At 56.9% G+C, this 16,615-nt stretch carries 23 protein-coding genes; 2 read left to right on the forward strand and 21 right to left on the reverse strand.

Features of this window, described 5'->3' with window-relative positions:
- Positions 1-25 precede the first annotated feature (25 nt).
- The 10 genes from pqqE to ACEPPP_RS08015 all read right to left on the reverse strand — a co-directional run bounded on the left by pqqE (position 26) and on the right by ACEPPP_RS08015 (position 6,299).
- Entirely contained in the window at positions 26-1,153 is a 1,128-nt protein-coding gene (gene pqqE, locus ACEPPP_RS07970) for a pyrroloquinoline quinone biosynthesis protein PqqE (RefSeq protein ID WP_374090515.1), read from the reverse strand.
- Complete coding sequence (gene pqqD / locus ACEPPP_RS07975; protein WP_374090516.1) at positions 1,131-1,403, reverse strand: pyrroloquinoline quinone biosynthesis peptide chaperone PqqD; 273 nt, start codon at positions 1,401-1,403, stop codon at positions 1,131-1,133. Before pqqD ends, pqqE begins: the two co-directional genes overlap by 23 nt.
- Before the next feature lie 30 nt (positions 1,404-1,433).
- The gene (locus ACEPPP_RS07980) at positions 1,434-1,679 is read right to left on the reverse strand and encodes a DUF2442 domain-containing protein (protein WP_374090517.1); all 246 of its coding nucleotides are present in this window, start codon (positions 1,677-1,679) and stop codon (positions 1,434-1,436) included.
- The gene (locus ACEPPP_RS07985; protein WP_374090518.1) at positions 1,657-1,890 is read right to left on the reverse strand and encodes a DUF4160 domain-containing protein; all 234 of its coding nucleotides are present in this window, start codon (positions 1,888-1,890) and stop codon (positions 1,657-1,659) included. The genes ACEPPP_RS07980 and ACEPPP_RS07985 overlap by 23 nt, the downstream gene beginning before the upstream one ends.
- A 181-nt stretch (positions 1,891-2,071) precedes the next feature.
- Complete coding sequence (locus ACEPPP_RS07990; protein ID WP_374090519.1) at positions 2,072-2,752, reverse strand: 4'-phosphopantetheinyl transferase superfamily protein; 681 nt, start codon at positions 2,750-2,752, stop codon at positions 2,072-2,074.
- Complete coding sequence (ggt, locus tag ACEPPP_RS07995) at positions 2,749-4,440, reverse strand: gamma-glutamyltransferase (RefSeq protein WP_374090520.1); 1,692 nt, start codon at positions 4,438-4,440, stop codon at positions 2,749-2,751. Before ggt ends, ACEPPP_RS07990 begins: the two co-directional genes overlap by 4 nt.
- A 1-nt stretch (position 4,441) precedes the next feature.
- Positions 4,442-4,603 (reverse strand): hypothetical protein, encoded by a 162-nt coding sequence (locus ACEPPP_RS08000; protein ID WP_374090521.1) that lies wholly within the window; start codon positions 4,601-4,603, stop codon positions 4,442-4,444.
- A 31-nt stretch (positions 4,604-4,634) separates the two neighbouring features.
- Positions 4,635-4,997: a DUF2782 domain-containing protein gene (locus ACEPPP_RS08005; RefSeq protein WP_374090522.1), complete on the reverse strand. Its 363-nt coding sequence runs from the start codon at positions 4,995-4,997 to the stop codon at positions 4,635-4,637.
- Between the two features lie 157 nt (positions 4,998-5,154).
- Complete coding sequence (locus tag ACEPPP_RS08010) at positions 5,155-5,577, reverse strand: hypothetical protein (protein ID WP_374090524.1); 423 nt, start codon at positions 5,575-5,577, stop codon at positions 5,155-5,157.
- 146 nt (positions 5,578-5,723) lie between these two features.
- Positions 5,724-6,299 (reverse strand): DUF2058 domain-containing protein, encoded by a 576-nt coding sequence (locus tag ACEPPP_RS08015; RefSeq protein WP_374090525.1) that lies wholly within the window; start codon positions 6,297-6,299, stop codon positions 5,724-5,726.
- 149 nt (positions 6,300-6,448) lie between these two features.
- Here ACEPPP_RS08015 and msrB point away from each other — a divergent pair, with 149 nt between their 5' ends.
- Together msrB and ACEPPP_RS08025 are read left to right on the forward strand one after the other, a co-directional pair.
- Positions 6,449-6,844 carry a peptide-methionine (R)-S-oxide reductase MsrB gene (msrB, locus tag ACEPPP_RS08020; protein WP_374090526.1) on the forward strand — a complete coding sequence of 132 codons (396 nt, stop codon included), beginning with the start codon at positions 6,449-6,451 and terminating at the stop codon, positions 6,842-6,844.
- Positions 6,841-8,145 (forward strand): M18 family aminopeptidase, encoded by a 1,305-nt coding sequence (locus tag ACEPPP_RS08025; protein WP_374090527.1) that lies wholly within the window; start codon positions 6,841-6,843, stop codon positions 8,143-8,145. Before msrB ends, ACEPPP_RS08025 begins: the two co-directional genes overlap by 4 nt.
- Positions 8,146-8,387: 242 nt before the next feature.
- Here the strand turns inward: ACEPPP_RS08025 and ACEPPP_RS08030 are convergent, their stop codons facing one another.
- From ACEPPP_RS08030 to ACEPPP_RS08080, 11 genes are all read right to left on the reverse strand, one after another.
- Positions 8,388-9,089, reverse strand: a complete 702-nt coding sequence (locus ACEPPP_RS08030) for a hypothetical protein (protein ID WP_374090528.1) — start codon at positions 9,087-9,089, stop codon at positions 8,388-8,390.
- Between the two features lie 84 nt (positions 9,090-9,173).
- On the reverse strand, positions 9,174-9,584 hold the full coding sequence (locus ACEPPP_RS08035; protein WP_374090529.1) for a hypothetical protein: 411 nt from the start codon (positions 9,582-9,584) through the stop codon (positions 9,174-9,176).
- A 277-nt stretch (positions 9,585-9,861) separates the two neighbouring features.
- Entirely contained in the window at positions 9,862-10,068 is a 207-nt protein-coding gene (locus ACEPPP_RS08040) for a (2Fe-2S)-binding protein (protein ID WP_374090530.1), read from the reverse strand.
- Between the two features lies 1 nt (position 10,069).
- Positions 10,070-10,837 carry a hydrogenase nickel incorporation protein HypB gene (gene hypB / locus ACEPPP_RS08045; RefSeq protein WP_374090532.1) on the reverse strand — a complete coding sequence of 256 codons (768 nt, stop codon included), beginning with the start codon at positions 10,835-10,837 and terminating at the stop codon, positions 10,070-10,072.
- 13 nt (positions 10,838-10,850) lie between these two features.
- Entirely contained in the window at positions 10,851-11,192 is a 342-nt protein-coding gene (hypA, locus tag ACEPPP_RS08050; protein ID WP_374090533.1) for a hydrogenase maturation nickel metallochaperone HypA, read from the reverse strand.
- Between the two features lie 98 nt (positions 11,193-11,290).
- Entirely contained in the window at positions 11,291-11,809 is a 519-nt protein-coding gene (locus ACEPPP_RS08055) for a hydrogenase maturation protease (RefSeq protein WP_374090534.1), read from the reverse strand.
- Positions 11,802-13,298 carry a Ni/Fe hydrogenase subunit alpha gene (locus ACEPPP_RS08060; RefSeq protein ID WP_374090536.1) on the reverse strand — a complete coding sequence of 499 codons (1,497 nt, stop codon included), beginning with the start codon at positions 13,296-13,298 and terminating at the stop codon, positions 11,802-11,804. Before ACEPPP_RS08060 ends, ACEPPP_RS08055 begins: the two co-directional genes overlap by 8 nt.
- 15 nt (positions 13,299-13,313) lie before the next feature.
- Positions 13,314-13,544 carry a GDCCVxC domain-containing (seleno)protein gene (locus ACEPPP_RS08065; RefSeq protein WP_374090537.1) on the reverse strand — a complete coding sequence of 77 codons (231 nt, stop codon included), beginning with the start codon at positions 13,542-13,544 and terminating at the stop codon, positions 13,314-13,316.
- Positions 13,537-14,079 carry an NADP oxidoreductase gene (locus ACEPPP_RS08070; protein ID WP_374090538.1) on the reverse strand — a complete coding sequence of 181 codons (543 nt, stop codon included), beginning with the start codon at positions 14,077-14,079 and terminating at the stop codon, positions 13,537-13,539. The genes ACEPPP_RS08065 and ACEPPP_RS08070 overlap by 8 nt, the downstream gene beginning before the upstream one ends.
- The gene (locus tag ACEPPP_RS08075) at positions 14,072-14,788 is read right to left on the reverse strand and encodes a 2Fe-2S iron-sulfur cluster-binding protein (RefSeq protein WP_374090539.1); all 717 of its coding nucleotides are present in this window, start codon (positions 14,786-14,788) and stop codon (positions 14,072-14,074) included. The genes ACEPPP_RS08070 and ACEPPP_RS08075 overlap by 8 nt, the downstream gene beginning before the upstream one ends.
- Complete coding sequence (locus ACEPPP_RS08080; protein ID WP_374090540.1) at positions 14,781-16,568, reverse strand: NAD(P)H-dependent oxidoreductase subunit E; 1,788 nt, start codon at positions 16,566-16,568, stop codon at positions 14,781-14,783. The genes ACEPPP_RS08075 and ACEPPP_RS08080 overlap by 8 nt, the downstream gene beginning before the upstream one ends.
- Positions 16,569-16,615 lie beyond the last annotated feature (47 nt).

The following is a 16,615-nucleotide window of genomic DNA, read 5'->3' on the forward strand; positions in this document are numbered from 1 at the left end:
GTTCCGCTCTAAGTGGAGCCGACAGTCAGGACAGCTGCCGCGAGTTTTTGCTGTTGCGGAAGATCAGCGGTTTTTCATTGACCGCTAAAGCGCTGTCTCTCGCCGAAGCGATCGCCTCCTCGATCAAATGATGCTCCGGCGACTTGCTGCACACAGGGTCCGCCGCGTACATGTCGCCGGCCAAGAGATAGGCCTGGCAGCGGCAGCCGCCGTGATCCTTTTCCTTTTCGTCGCAGCTGCGACAGGGCTCCTTCATCCAGCTATCTCCGCGGAAGAAATTGAACGCTTTCGACTCGTTCCAGATTTGCTCGATGCTGTAGTCCTTCACGTTCGGACAGTCGAGGCCCGGCAGCACGCGTGCCTCGTGACAAGGCAAGGCCATGCCGTCCGGCGCGATCGTCAGGAAGGTCGTGCCCCAGCCGTTCATGCAGGCTTTCGGGCGGTCTTCGTAATAATCGGGCACCACGTAATAGATTTTCATCCTGCCCGCGACCTTTTCCTTGAACGCCTGCGCGATCGCCTCGGCCTGTTCGAACTGTTCCTTCGTCGGCATCAGCAAATCGCGGTTCACATGCGCCCAGCCGTAATACTGCGTGTTCGCGAGTTCCAGGTAGTCCGCGCCGAGTTCCTCGGCCATCGCCAGGATTTCCGGCATCTGGTGAATGTTCTCGCGGTGGATCACCACGCAGAGCACCATCGGATAGCCGTGTTTCTTGACCAGATGCGCGACTTCCTTCTTATGCTCGAACGATGCGGTGCCGGAGATATGATCGTTCAACTCCTGCGTGCTGGCCTGGATGCTGACCTGGATATGGTCGAGGCCGGCTTCCTTCAGCTGCACGATCTTTTCCTCGGTCATGCCGTAGCCGGAGGTTATCAGGTTCGAATAATAACCCAGCTCCCGCGCATGTTTGACCAGCTCGACCAGATCCTTACGGGTCAACGGCTCGCCGCCGGAAAAGCCGAGCTGCACCGCGCCCATCTTGCGCGCCTCGGAGAGCACGCGCTTCCAGTCCTCGGTCGTCAATTCGGACGGGTATTGGCTGTAATCGATGGGATTCGAGCAATACGGGCATTGCAGCGGGCAGGCGTAGGTCAGTTCGGCCAGCAGCCAGCGCGGCGGGGTAATCTTAATGTTGTTGAATCCAGCCATTTTTTAAAGCGATTTCGAGAAAAGCGGTGATGTCGTGGGTCAGACCCGAGGCCTCGAACTTCTGTTCCAGTTCGCTGACGATCTGAGGGAGGTTATGCGCGCCGTCGCACAGCCGCAGAATCTCGGCCGAACTTTGATTCAGTTCGACCATGCCTTCGGGATACAGGATCACGAATTTTTGCTGGGCTTCTTCCCATTGCAGGCGGTGCATCGGGGAAAATTTGATCGGTTGTTCGGGGTTGATACTCATTGGCAATGTGTGCGCCTGTCAATGTGGAAATTAGGCGGCGGTCTTTTTTTGATCCGCCGCCAGCATGCTTTCGATACTGAGATGGTAATCCAGTTCGGGCCATTCGATGCCGCTGGCCTGGCAAATGAACTGATAATTGGATAGCTGGTTCAACGTGGCTTGCTGCAACTCCTTGTACCATGACATCGGCGTAAAAATGATGCGGCCATCCTCAAGCTCAACCTGCAAATAGCGGTCGTCAAAATGAACGGATTTACCTTTGGCTAAAATAGTCATCCCATTTCCTCTCGAATTCATCTTTATGCTCTGTCACGATCGCCAATGCTTGCTTTAATTCTTTAGGTTTCATCTCACATTGCGTAACCCGCAACGAGGCCAGCTCGATTTTAGCAAAATCACCGCCTTTCATGACATGAATATGCTTCGGTTCATGCTCGTTCGCATAAAAGAAAAATTTGAATCCGTTGAGAGTTAACAGCGTCGGCATCAATGTCAGTTCAGGGCGGCACTTCTATTATGATCAAATTCCCGTCCAAATATTGTCCAAAATTTAAGGCACCGTATTCATCAGAGCTCTCCCGCAAGAAATGGAAGCATACTGACCGGGCCAAAAATGTCAACTCATTCAATGGACGATTCTTCAAAGCCGGCCATCCGGTCCGCCGAATTCAAAGCGCCCTGATCAGAATCCGATCGATCGGCCCATCGACCGCAACCGCTCCGCAAATGTCGTCGCTCACAGCAAATTCTGAAAGGGACCAGTTTCCGGCATGGCCGCAGGAAGTGGGTACGTCGAGCATCCTTTCGGGGTTGCCAGGGTCTACCACGCAATGCTGCAATCCCAGACTGAGGCCTTGACCGACCGCCTTCACGAAGGCTTCCTTGCGCGTCCAGAAGCGGTAAAACGAGTGCAAGCGCTCCGCTTCGGGCAAAGCCAGCCAATACGCCTTTTCCTCAGCACCAAAGCATTTGTCGGCCAGTGCGGCCAGATTGGCTCTCGGTTTGCAGGATTCGATATCGATGCCGACCCGGCAGCCGCGGCTCATGACGACCGCCATCCGGTCGGCCGTATGCGAGAGGTTGAAAGCGAAATCCGGAAAATCGGGCAGATAAGGTTTGCCGTGGGCATGGCGAGCAAACCGCAAGCGTTCCGGCGGGGTATCGATCGCTTTGCCCAGCATGATTCGGAGGCGTCCCTGTGCCTCGACCTGACGCGCTTGCCTTTGCGGATTTTTGATGCCGTGCGCGCGGCTGCGTTCGTCGTTATCGAGCAGGCTCCAGTAATACGGCAATTCGGACGAAAGCGCTGCGAGGCTGCCGAGCCTAATATCCAGCGTGTGCGCGATCATTGCCGATACGGCGCCACGAGCGCAAAGCCCTCGCCGCGCGGATCGCTGCCGGCGCTCAACGCGCGGGTGTTTTTGTTCCAGAGCGCCGCCTGCATGTCACCGTAAGGTTCGGGCATCGCTTGCAATTGATGGCCTTTCGCGGCAAGGTCTCTGGCTTCGGATGCGCTCAGCGCGCCCGGCTCGTATTGAATCGCATCCGGCAGGTATTGATGATGAAAGCGCGGCTGGCCGACCCAGGAGGCCGGATCATGTCCCTCCGCGTAGTCGAGCGCCGCCAGCAGCACCATCGAGATGATCCGGCTGCCGCCCGGCGTGCCGAGCACCGCGACGCCGCGCTCGTTTTCGAGGAAGGTCGGCGTCATACTCGACAGCATCCGCTTGCCCGGCTGGATCGCGTTCGCCGCGCCGCCGACCAAACCATAGACGTTGCCGACGCCCGCGCTGCTTGCGAAATCGTCCATCTCGTCATTCAACAACACGCCGGTGCCCTCCGCGACGAAACCAGAACCGAAAGGGAAATTGATGCTCAGCGTCGCCGCGACGCGATTGCCGTCCTGATCGATGATCGAAAAATGCGTCGTGTTCGCCGCTTCCGCTTCCTGTTCGTCCTCCCCGGACAGCATCGCGCTCGGCAAGGCCTTGTCGAAGCGGAGCGTGCTGCGCAGGCCCGCCGCATAATCGGCGTTCAACAAGCGCTCGACCGGAATGGACACATAATCGGGGTCGCCAAGGTACAAGGCGCGATCGTGGTAGGCGCGGCGCATCGCCTCAACGATCAGATGCTTGCGCGTCGCCGCGTCCGCCTGCTTCAAATCATAGGCCGACAGGATATTCAACGCCTCGATCAGCACGATGCCTCCGGACGAAGGCGGCGCGGAACTGGTGATCTTGATGCCGCGGTAGTCGCCTTTGAGCGGCCTCCGCTCGACGACACGGTAGGAGGCGAGATCCGCTTCGGTCCAGATGCCGCCGGCGGATCTGACGCTGTCGACGAGCCTTGCCGCCACGCGGCCCCGGTAAAAGCCGTCCCGCCCCGACTTGGCGAGCTGTTTGAGCGTCGCGGCCAAATCCGGCTGGCGCAAAATCGAAAAAGGCGCCGGCAATTTGCCCTGCGGCAAAAAGATGCGCGCAGAGGAGCGAAAGCGGCCGACGACCTGTTGCCTGGTCCCGAGCAACTTCAGGAATTTGTGACCGACCGCAAAGCCGTTTTCGGCAATCCGAATCGCCGGCGCGAGGCTTTCGGCGAGCGGCAGGCGTCCGTAGCGTTCGGACAAATGCACCAGCGCGGCCGGCATGCCGGGTATCGCGGCCGCCAGCGCGCCGTCGACCGATAACGTCGGATCGGCCTTGCCGCGGCTGTCGAGGAACATATTCTTACGCGCGGCGAAAGGTGCTCTCTCGCGCCCGTCGATCATCGTCTCGAAGCCGTCGGAGGCCCGGTGCAGCAACCAATAGCCGCCGCCGCCCAAGCCCGAGCCGGACGGCTCGACCACGGCTAAAGCCGCGCTGACCGCGACGGCCGCATCGAACACATTGCCGCCTTTGCTCAGGATTTCAAAACCCGCGCGCGTCGCCAAAGGATGCGCACTCGCGATGGCGGCCTGGCGTGAGGATTCGGCAGGAACATTCGCCTGCAGCGCCGCCGGCGCGAACAACAGCGCTGCACACAGGCGGATCAGGCGTTTCATCTCAGGCATCCGGCTCGTCGTACAGCTTCAACACCATGCGTTTAAACCAGGCCGGACGGAACAGCACGATATAGATGCCGACCACGCTGGTCACCGGCATCGGGCCGATGCCGAGCACGGTCAATAGAACCAACACGACCAGCAGCTTGATTCTAAGGCTCATCGCTTAACGCCCGACACGGCAGTTGGCAAGACTAATCCCACTCCAGAATCTTCCACATGTTGATCTGGCTGCCCCGATCGCCGTCATTGCCCTGCACATCCATTCGGCCGTCGCCGTCCGAGTCGATGAAGTAGTATGGCGGGCCGACGTCCGGGATCACCTTGATCATATAAAGCCGGCCGCTTTGCCGATATTCCTGGATCGTATTCTTGCCCTTGCGGATAATCGTAATGTCCGGCTCCAGCGTTTCTCCGCTCTGCACCGGCAGCGGCGGTTCGGGCACCTCCTCTGGCGCGTCTTCCAATTGCGGAGGCGCTTCTTCCAACCGAGGTGGCTTTTCGTCCACCGCATAGGCCGGCAGTGCAAGACACAATAAGAATAAAAATCGGCGCATGGCAGCGGATTCCAAAGTCAAAAATCGGGTTATCTTAATCGTTCAGGCGAATTCGCTGCAAATTAATCGCTGTGCCCTTTCGCCCTGCATTGAGCCCACCGCAAAAACTGATTTTATGTTTGCATGGGCTTTAGAAGTTCCTGCGGCGAACTGGCGGTTAGGCGCTTACCCTCTGGACTAGAATCGGATCTTTTTGCCAGGAGTTCATCAATGGTTTTCTTCTTCGATCCACAACGCGGCGGTCGCGAATTTCAGCCGCTGTAATCGGGACTGAATTTCTAGCGTCATTCAAGTACGAACGGCTGACATATTCGCGCGCCGAAATGAGCGTATTTTTGAAAACCGCGCCGTCGATGTGCTTGATCAGCCGCCTTGCCACTTCATCAGGATATACCCTGACCAATGCATGCCTTTCCAGTTCGTTTGAATCCATATCCTTAATCGACAGGATTTCAATGTCTTGAACAGATATTTTGGCTCTCGCCCCGACCAAGAAGCAATCGTTAAAAACCGGCTCAATAAAAGCCGCTATCTCATATTTCTTGGTGTTGACTGGTATATTTCTAAGAAATATTATCATGGCCCCTCCTTCCTGTATTACAGGATTAGCCCCTGCCTGCCAGTATAGGGCCTCCGCTTTAGATCGGGCAATCGATATTTATTGAATATGAATATCGACAGTTCCGATGCTAAAACCGAACTCCTTGCACTATGCCCGCCGACGACTTACCACATCAAATCATCAGGAATCTGGTATTGCGCATACGGATCGTCGCTCGGTTGGACCGCTTGAGCGGAAGCATCGTTCCATACGATCACACTGGCCGGATCGCGCTCGCGGATTTTGCCGGCAATGTCGACCGGCACCACTTCGTAACGCCTGCGCAGTCTGACGATCGCCAGTTTGCCGCTGCTGATCTGATCTCGCATCGCTTTCGGCACGAACAGCTTTTTGACCTTGTTCTGATCGGTAAAATGGTAGGCGTGGCTGTCGTCAAACTCCTCGATCGCGCCCTCGTCGATCGCGATACGGTGGCTTTCGATCAGTTGCCGGACCTGCGCGGCGATTTGTTTACGCTCTTCCTGCTCTAGTTTAAGCCGATTCAGTTCCTTGTCGCGCTCGGCTTTTTCGGCCAGCGCCTGCTGTACCATACGCTTGGCCTCATCCGCGACCTGCACATTGTTATGGCGCTGCTGCTGAACCTGTTTATGTTTTTCGGATTTTGCGGTCCTGGCCTGCGCGGTCGTCACAAGGCCGGACTTCAACAATTGTTCCTGCAGCGATAATTTTTTTTGACTCATAAACCTCATCCCAATGACATCATCATGCGCGCAATTATAAAGGTCTGCTTTACTGTCAAAAAGTGATATTTTCCCGACCGCGCCTGCGGGTTTTGCGATGCGGCCCGAGGCGGGTACAATGAACTGAACCGAGGCATTGGAGATCCACCATGAGCGACAACAAAAATAACGACGAACAATGGCGCGACAAATTGACGCCCGATCAATTCGCGATTTGCCGCCTGAAAGCCACCGAGCCGCCGTTTACCGGCAAATACTACGACTGCAAGACGCCGGGCATCTATCGCTGCGCCTGTTGCGGCAATGCGCTTTTCGATTCCGATACCAAATATGACTCGGGCTCCGGCTGGCCGAGTTTCTGGGATGTATTGACCGCAGACAGCGTCGCCGAACATGCCGACAACAGCCACGGCATGCGCCGGGTCGAAGTGACCTGCAAGGCCTGCGGCGCGCATCTCGGCCACGTGTTCACGGATGGCCCGCGGCCGACCGGCCTGCGTTACTGCATCAATTCCGCCGCGCTGGATTTGCAGGAAAGATCATGACCGCCAAACAACACGCACAGCATTTGCTGGACTTCATCGACAAAAGCCCGAGCCCCTGGCATGCGGTCGCCTCGATCGAAACCGCAGCCAAGGCCTTTCTGTTTAACCGGCTCGACGAAGGCGCCAAATGGGATTTGCATGCGGGCGGGCGCTATTACGTCGTGCGCGACGATTCCTCGATCGTGCTGTTCGTGGTGGGACACAAAGCGACCGCCGAGTCCGGCTTCAGCATCGTCGGCGCGCATACCGATTCGCCGGGCCTGCGCGTGAAGCCGAATCCCGCGACGGCGAGCGACGGGCTGGCCCGGCTCGGCGTCGAGATTTACGGCGGCCCGATTCTCGCGACGTTTACCGACCGCGACCTGAGCCTGGCTGGACGGATCAGCTATGTCGATGACCACGAACGCCTCGCGCACAAGCTGGTGCGCTTCGAACGTCCGCTGTTGCGCCTGCCGAATCTCGCGATCCACATGAACCGCGGCGTCAACGAAGACGGCCTGAAGCTGCACAAACAGAACGAATTGCCGCTGCTGCTCGCGCAATTGACCGGCGAACAACTGCCGCAGCCTTATTTTTTATCCTTGCTGGAACAGGCCGTCGGCATCGGCGCCGCGCAAGTGCTGTCCTGGGACCTGGCCGTCTACGACACCCAGAAAGGCGCGCTCTGGGGCGCGAACCAGGAATTCATCGCCGACAGCCAGCTCGACAACCTGGCTTCCTGCCATGCAGGACTGCAAGCCCTGCTGGATGAAAACATCCTGAACCATGCCGAAAGCACGCTGGTCTGCGCGTTCTTCGACCACGAAGAAATCGGCAGCGAAAGCCACATCGGCGCCGCCGGCAGCTTCTTGACCGACGTGCTGGAACGGATCAGCATCGCGACGTCTCCGAACCGCGAAGACCATGCCCGCGCGCTGTCGCAAAGCTTTTTGATCAGCGCCGACATGGCGCATGCTTATCAACCCAACTTCCCTTCGGCCTACGACGCGGATCATAAAGTCTTCGTGAACAAAGGCCCGGTGATCAAGGCCAACGCGAACCGCCGCTACAGCTCCGAAAGCGTCTCGACCGCGCGCTTCATCCATTGGTGCGAGGAAGCCGGCGTCCCCTATCAACGCTACTCGCACCGCTGCGACCTGCCCTGCGGCAGCACGATCGGACCGATCGCCTCGGCGAAGCTCGGCATCCGCAGCGTCGACATCGGCTGCCCGATGTGGGCGATGCACAGCCTCCGCGAAAGCGCCGGCGTGTTGGATCACGAATATATGATACGGGTATTGAAGCGGTTTTTCATGGGTTAAACCTCCTACTGCCCGGCATTCCACCGGATGACGCGTTCGATTTGTCGACCATCGATTGCTGGCTGGCCATCGGCTTGCCAATTTAGCGTTTTGCGATTCCTGATCTGAAATGGACGGCCGAACGCTCAAACTGGCAGTAGTCCGCAACCGGCCAGTATCTGCCGCTCGCTGTCTATTTTTGAGCGGCTGCTATGGGGCGCAGAGGGCTCGCTCATAAGCCGCACCGCTCTTTGGTTTCGGTATCAGTACCCTGTTGGGCCTGCTCTTTGAGAGTCTAAGTCATCGCATGACTTTTGGGTTTTTACTCCAGACTTGGGATCGTATTGAAGGTTTAAGAAAAAGAACACCGTCCCGGAAATGATGATTGGTTTATCCCCGTACATAGCGATGGAATGAAAAGGTTTGGGCTTGGGGATTTTTACGTCTGCCGCCGGCCGATCGTCTTCCATGACCTGGCCTTCACCCACGGCTTTATCGATCTCAGGCGTGTAAAAATGCTCGGTCTCCTTGTTGACGTTGGCGTTCATCTCGCATTTCATGGGTTTTGCCATCACATCGCAGTAATAGGCTTCACCGGAGAGGAACTTCATCGTCAATGGTCGCGGATAAGGTTCTAAATATTTTTTATGAGGATCGGGCGGATTGATCACCAGCGGGATAGGGGTGGAGTTACTAAGTTGGACGACGGTATTCCCGCTGTAGTCAACCACGCTTTCGGCGACCACGCCTGCCGGGAGTGTTGCGGAGTCTATTTCAACGGTAAAGTTAAACCAAGGGGCACTCCCATGGGGACAGTCAAGTCCCCGTGCCCTGAGCGGAGAAGATCCCCATATACCGATGAGCAACGCACTGGCTGTCAGGTAATATCTCAATTCTCCTCCTCTCGTGTCGGCTATTGCCGCCCAACGTTCAAGATTAGGCGCAGGAACGGGAAGCAGGGGCATATCGAAGCCAGAGCAGACCAATTCCTACGCCATACAAAACTGAAGGCATAGCGCCTGTGTCCCTGCAGCGATTTATTAGACATATCACCTTGTGGTGGCAAAAAAGGTGATATCTTTCAACTCGGCTGGCCACAATCCCATGTGCCCTGCACCCCTCGTGGGACGGTAGCTGAATGTGCCGGCAACGCGGACAAATCCTTTCTTGATGAAGTGGACTTTGTTTTTGTCAGCCTCTTTGGCAATGCTTCCAATCCATAGTCCATTCTGGGTATTCAGATTCGTAGCGTCATCCTTTGTGAGATAGAGCGACCTTTCCTCAAACTCCGAATGGTAATAGCCGATCACTTCCACATGTTTACCCTCATATTCCTCGGGGTGCGCCAAGAGGCGAATGAGTGGCGTCGAGATAACGCCTTCGGCAATGAGGCTGTCGGCGAGCGAAGTCGCTGCCGAGAAGAGCAGCATCAGGCACAGGAGTCGTAAAAGGCGATGCATGCTATAGCTCACACTGAATTAATGGCCTCGCTTTGGGCGGTCCGTTTGGATGAAGCCACGCCCCTTCTCCTCGTTAGCGGCTTCGTCCAACAAGCTATTAGATAGTTTCTGCAATCTCCCCGCCCTGGAAGAGATACAATTTCTTTTTATCTTAACACTGACAGCTTCTGGTTGTTCAACTGACGTTGAAAGATTTCCACTGAACGTCGCTTTTGGGTCGAACTCGGCCATTCAATGGCATGCTGCACAAAGCAATCTCATCCGATTCTGTCTTAAATCAAAGGCATTTTTCCAACAATTCCTGTATTTCCGTTTCGCAAGCCCCGCAACCTGCACTGGCCCCGGTAATTCTCGATATTCTTTCCAGATTGTCGACTCCACTATCGATAAGCTTGATGATTTGCTGATGCGTGGTTCCGCTGCAGTGACAAATCACGTCGTTTTTTCTATCTGGATGATCTGAATTGATCGTGTGCATCGGCATTTTAGGCAAGCGCCTGCATCTGGGCCAACAGCCAATCCGTCCAGGCCGAAAAGTTTTCGCCCTGGGTCGATGACAGACGGATGATCTGGATATCCGGATTGACCCGCCGCGCGTAATCGCAGCAACGCTCGATGTCGAAATCGACATACGGCAATAAATCGGTCTTGTTGATCAGCATCAGATCGGCCGCATGGAACATGTCCGGGTATTTGAGCGGCTTGTCGTCGCCTTCGGTCACAGACAGCACCACGACCTTGTGCGCCTCGCCCAGATCGAACGAGGACGGACAAACCAGATTGCCGACGTTTTCGATCGCAAGCAGGCTGTTGTCATGCATGCCCAGATCCATCACCGCATGGCCGATGCCGTGCGCATCGAGATGGCAGGCGCGGCCGGTATTGATCTGCACCGCCGGCGTGCCGGTGGCACGGATGCGGTCGGCGTCGTGTTCGGTCTGCTGGTCGCCTTCGATCACCGCAATCGGAATTCGCTCCTGCAAGGCCTTGATCGTTTCGACCAGCAGGGTCGTTTTGCCGGCGCCGGGGCTGGAAACCAGGTTCAACACGAAAATATTGTGTTTCTTGAAGTACGCCCGGTTTTGCATCGCGTACGCATTGTTCTTGCCGAGCAATTCCTGCTCGATGCTGACCAGGCGCCCCGTATCGGACTCGTCATGGCCATGGTCATGTTGATGGTGGTGACCCTGGCTCAACACGAATCGATGAGCCTGTTTGGGCTCAGTGGAGCCGCAACCGCATATTCCGCACATAATGATTCCGCAACTAAATGACTATCAAATCTTTAATTTTCATCTCCGCGCCCTGAACGACGTCCATATAAGGACAGCCGCACTCGGCGCAGGGATCGTATAACGTTTCGATGACCGACTGGCACCCGCATTGCCGGCACCGCCCGATCCCGCTCGCCTCGGTGATCACCAGCTCTGCGCCTTCGGCCAACGAACCGTTCATCACTACATCGAAGCCGAAGCGCAACGCCTCCGGCTCGACGCAGGACAGTTTGCCGATTTCCAGAGTCACCCGCGTGACTTTGACAAAGTTCTGGCTCTGCGCGTGGCTTTCGAGAATTTCGCGCACGTTTTCGAGCAATGAAAGTTCATGCATGACGACTTTCCAAAATAAAAATCATCAGTGGGAGCGACGCCCACGTCGCGATTAAAGGCTTCAGTCGCGATGTAGGCGTCGCTCCCACCGCATCGATTTTACGATACCGACATTCCCATGCAGCCATGAAACCTTGCAACAGTTCCCGTCCGATCCCGCCAAACCGCAATATCGGGATTGTCCAGCAAGCTTGCGACAAACCGGCAAGCCTGTTGCAGATTTTCCCCGGCATTTTCGCTCAATCCCTCGCCGAGTTCGAACGACTCGCCTTTGATTCCGAGCAGAAAACATGGTGGCGGCGGCTGTTTTTTGATCGACCGGTAAACCGCCATCACCGCCGCGGGGCTCATCGCATGGGTCGTGTAACTGCTGTCCTGCACCGGTTCAAGCTCGGTCAATTCGAAAGACCCGTCACAGCCGGCCGAAGCGTCGACAAACAGAACAAGCTTTCGATTTTCCAGATCCAGCGCGTGTTCGATCTGCAATTGAAAATCGGTCAGCAGCTCGATTTCGCTCGAATCGCAATGCGCCTCGACGAATTCCAGCAACAACGGCCCCAGTGCGTCGTCGCCCCGGCTCAAATTGCCGCAGGCCAGCAGCAAAACGGACTTAGGCATGCCGGTCGATCATGCCGTCGTTGTGCTTGACCAGCTTGTCGACCAACCGGCCCTCGGCATCGATCAACTCAAGCTGCAACGGCATCTTGCCGACCGCATGGGTCGCACAGGACAGACAAGGGTCGTAGGCACGGATCGCGACTTCCAGGTTGTTCAGCAGCGGCTCGCTCAGTTCGCGGCCGGACAGATACGTCGCCGCCACCTGCCGCACCGATTCGTTCATCGCCATGTTGTTGCTGGTGGTCGAGACGATCAGATTGGCCTTGGTCACGATGTCGTTTTCATCGACCTGGTAATGGTGGAACAGCGTGCCGCGCGGCGCCTCGATCACGCCGATGCCTTCGAAGCGTTTTTCGCCCCGGGTCACCAAATCGTGACCCATCACGTCGGGATCGTGCAGCAATGTCTTGATGCTTTCGGCGCAATGCAAAAGTTCGATCAGGCGCGCCCAGTGAAACGCCAGTGTACTGTGCACCATCGCTTCATTGCCGTGCGCCTTGAACTCCAGGCGCGCCGTTTCGGCCAGCGGCGTGTCGATGAAGTCGCAGTTGTTGACCCGCGCCAGGGGGCCGACGCGGTACCAGCCGTTTTCCTTGCCGAGGGACAACAGATAGGGAAACTTCATGTACGACCAGGAGCGGACTTCCTCGTGAATCGCCTCGTTGTACCGACAGTAATCGAAATGGTCCAGAAGCGTTTCGCCTTGGTCGTTTTTCGCGCGAATGCCGCCGTGATAAAGCTCCAACGCGCCGCTGGGCTGGATCAGGCCCAGGTAATTGCTGCGTATCGTCGCGAACTCGTCGTAAAAAGGCAGGCTGGAGCAATGCACCTTTTTGATCAGCGCGACCGAATCCGCCGCCCATCGAATCATCTGATCGACATCTTCGAGCAGGTAATCGCGCTCGGCCTGGGTCAGCGACTTGTTCATGCCGCCGGCGATCGCGCCAGTGCCGTGAATGCGCTTGCCCGCTACCATCCGGATCACTTCCTGGCCGTATTTGCGCAGCTTGACGCCTTGCAGGCCGATGTCGGGATAGGCGTTCAATACCGCGATGATGTTGCGCTTGCCGATGTCGCTTTCGAAGCCGAACAATAGATCAGGGCTGGATAAATGAAAGAAATGCAGCGCATGCGACTGCAGGACCTGGCCAAAATGCAGCAGGCGTCTTAATTTGGTCGCGCTCGGCGTCAGATTTTCGGGAGCGACGCCGACCAGTTGATCGATCGCCTTGGCGGCGGCCAGATGATGGCTGACCGGGCAGATGCCGCACAAACGCTGCACCAGCACCGGCAACTCCCAGTAAGGACGCCCCTGGATGAAGCGCTCGAAACCGCGGAATTCGACGATATGCAGCCTCGCCTGCTTGACCTTGTTGTTTTCGTCGAGCAACAACGTGACCTTGCCGTGGCCTTCGACCCGCGAGACCGGATCGACGACCACGCGTTTCAGATTTTCGCTGTTCTCGGCGGTTTCCAAATGTTCGTACATAGACTTCTCTAAAATTTAACCAGAACCACAGGCATGGCCCATTTGATTCGGCGGGCAGGCAACCGTTCCATATGAACAAAAGACGCAGCAATCGCCCTGCTTAGGTTTTAATAAAGCCTGGCAATTCGTACATTGGTAAAAATAAATACAGGAATCGGTCGGCATGATTTCCTGTTTTTCAAATCCGCACTCGGGACACGTCAGCACCGATGTCAAAACAGGTTTCGTCGCTGATCGCTTAATCATAATGCACCAGTTCATAAGGCAGCGACGGCTCCCTCCCTTCCAGCAAATCGGTCAGGAATTTCCAGAACACATCCGCCGACGGCGGGCAGCCGGGCAGGAAATAATCGATCTTGACCACTTCATGCACCGGCCGCACCTTGTCCAGCAGTAGCGGCAGCTCGGGATCGCTCGGAATCTGCGGATTCTCGACGCCGATGCCGTCCAGATAGGCTTCCTGCAGGCATTCTTCCAGCGGGATGAAGTTGCGCAAGGCCGGCAGGCCGCCGTTGATCGCGCAGGCGCCGACCGCGACCAGGATCTTGCAGTTCTTGCGGAACTCGCGCAGCACATGCACGTTTTCGGAGTTGCAGACGCCGCCTTCGATCAGGCCGATGTCGCAGTTAGTGCAGTGTTCGATGTCGGTGATCGGCGAGCGGTCGAATTCGACCACTTCGGCCAATTGCAACATCCGTTCGTCGATATCGAGTAAGGACATGTGGCAGCCGAAGCAGCCTGCCAGCGAGGTGGTGGCGACGCGGATTTTTCTATTAGCCATGTTCGCTTCTCTCCTGTTCCAGACTGACTTCGTCGATCTCTCTATGGTCGTACACCCGCTCGCCGATCGGTACCGTGTAGCCGGTGCGTTTGATCAGGATCGCGCCGGTCGGGCAGATATTGGCGGCCTGGTCGGTCGCTTCGAGATCGGTGTCTTTCAACAGCCCGCTTTCGGCATTCACGATCAGATGCTTGTTGATGCCACGGCCGCTGATCGCGAACACGTCCTTGCCGTCCTTTTCCCGGCTGGCGCGCACGCACAGCGTGCAGAAGATGCAGCGGTTGTGATCGATCAATACGTCCGGGTGCGAGGCGTCCATGTTCCGCTTCGCGTAAAAATGCGGAAAATGATTGTCGAGCATGTTCAGATGATAGGCGACCGCCTGCAACTGGCAGTTGCCGGTTTTTTCGCAGCCGGGGCACAGATGATTGCCTTCGACGAACAGCATCTGGGTGATCCGCCGCCGGTCGGCGTTCAGCTCCTGGCTGTCATTCAAAATATCCTGGCCTTCGGCCGCCGGGAAGGTGCAGGCCGAGCAGATCCGGCCGTTGACCCTGACATTGCACAGCTTGCAACTGCCGTGCGGCGTATAGCCCGGATGATGGCAGAGATGCGGAATGTAGACGCCCGCCGCGGTCGCGGCCTCCATGATGGTTTGCCCATCGATGAAAGGAATGGCCTTGCCGTCGATCGTGATCGTTTTACTCATGTTCTGCCGCCGTTTGTTGCAAATGCGCCGCCGCATCGTTCCGGTTGGCCATGCGCCGCGCGGTTTCGAGCGCGCCATCGAGATCGAAGCCCGGTTCGAAACTGATTTTCTTCAAGCGGCTTTGATAGCGCTCGGGATAACGTTCCAATGTCGTCAACACCGGGTTCGCGGCCGTTTGCCCGAGGCCGCAATGGCTGTTCGTCTTGATCAGGCGGCAAATTTCTTCCAGAGCGACCACGTCGCCGGCCGAGCCGTGGCCGCCTGTGATCTTGTCGAGCTGATTCCGCAGCAGCGACGTGCCGACCCTACACGGCGTACAGAAACCGCAGCTTTCATGCGCGAAGAAATGGGTGAAATTATGTGCGATGGCCAGAATGTCGCGGTTGCCGTTAAAGACGATGAACGAGCCGCCGGTAGCCAGATCCTCGAACGCCAGCTTACGGTCGAATTCCTGGTCGGAAATGAAGGTTCCGGAAGGTCCGCCGACCTGCACGCCGAGCACGTCGCTCGCGCCGCAGTCTTCCAGAATGGCTCGGATCGTCGTGCCGAACGGGTATTCGTAAATGCCGGGTTTGGCACAATCACCGCTGATGCTCAGGATCTTGCTGCCTTGCGATTTTTCGGTGCCGCTTGCTGCAAACCAGTCGCCGCCATGGACTGCGATCGCAGACGCCGCATAGAAGGTCTCGACGTTATTCACGACCGTGGGCCTTCCGAGATAGCCGCTGGTCACCGGATACGGCGGGCGGTTGCGCGGGATGCCGCTTTTGCCTTCCAGCGATTCGATCAGGGCGGATTCCTCGCCGCAAATATAGGCGCCGGCGCCAAGGCGGATTTCGATATCGAAATCGACTGCCCCGCCCAAAATTCCGGTTCCGAGCAGTCCGGACGCGCGGCGCTCTGCCAGAGTGGCTTGCAGTTTGCCATGAAGGTGCAGATATTCGCCGCGCAAATACAGAAAACCCTGCTTCGCGCCGATGATCGCAGCGCACAGGGTCATGCCTTCGAACACCTGATGCGCGAACGAATTCAGCAGCACCCGGTCCTTGAAGGTGCCGGGCTCGCCCTCGTCCGCATTACACACCACATAGCGTTCGACTTGCTGTTCTTCGGCGCAGAAGCGCCATTTCATTGCGGTCTTGAAGCCGGCGCCGCCCCTCCCCCGCAAACCCGACTTGTCGATTTCCGCCAGGGTTTCCTTGAAGCCTCTCGCCAAAGCCGCCTTCAGCGCTTCGCCCTGCGCAGTCTGGCTGTTCAACAATAAGCCCGGTTTACGGATGTTATCGTCCACCTCGAAAAATTCGGCCGGCCACTCCTCCAGCGGTATTTCCCCGTTGATCAGTTCGGCGATTTGGTCGATCCGGCTCCGGTCGAGACGGGTCAAGGCGTAGCCGTTGACGAGCCCTGCCGGTCCCTGGTCGCACATGCCGGTGCAGGAGGTGTTGTCCAGACTCACCACGCCGTCGCTGCGGACTTCGCCGACCGCGACATTCAATTTATCCGCCAGATAAGCCATCAGTTCCTGCTTACCCAGCATATGGTCGGTGATCGAGTCGCTGATCAGCAGTTCATAGCGGCCCTTGGGGGTGAGCGAAAAAAAACTGTAGAATTCGATGGCGTCGATGATCCGGGTCCGCGGGATGCGCAAGGCTTCGGCCAGCAGCTCGACCGCATCGGCCGGAATATGATGGTAACGAGCCTGAACCGCTCTTAAAATTTCCAGCAGGTGCGTCGGCCGAAAATCGTGTTTTGCCGCAAGACTCTGAATGAACTGTCGCATTGGAACCGCCTGGCTTGGTCTGATTTTAAAACGGTTATTTATTTTTT

The organism is Methylomicrobium lacus, assembly GCF_041897535.1.
Taxonomy (GTDB): Bacteria; Pseudomonadota; Gammaproteobacteria; order Methylococcales; family Methylomonadaceae; genus Methylomicrobium; species Methylomicrobium lacus_A.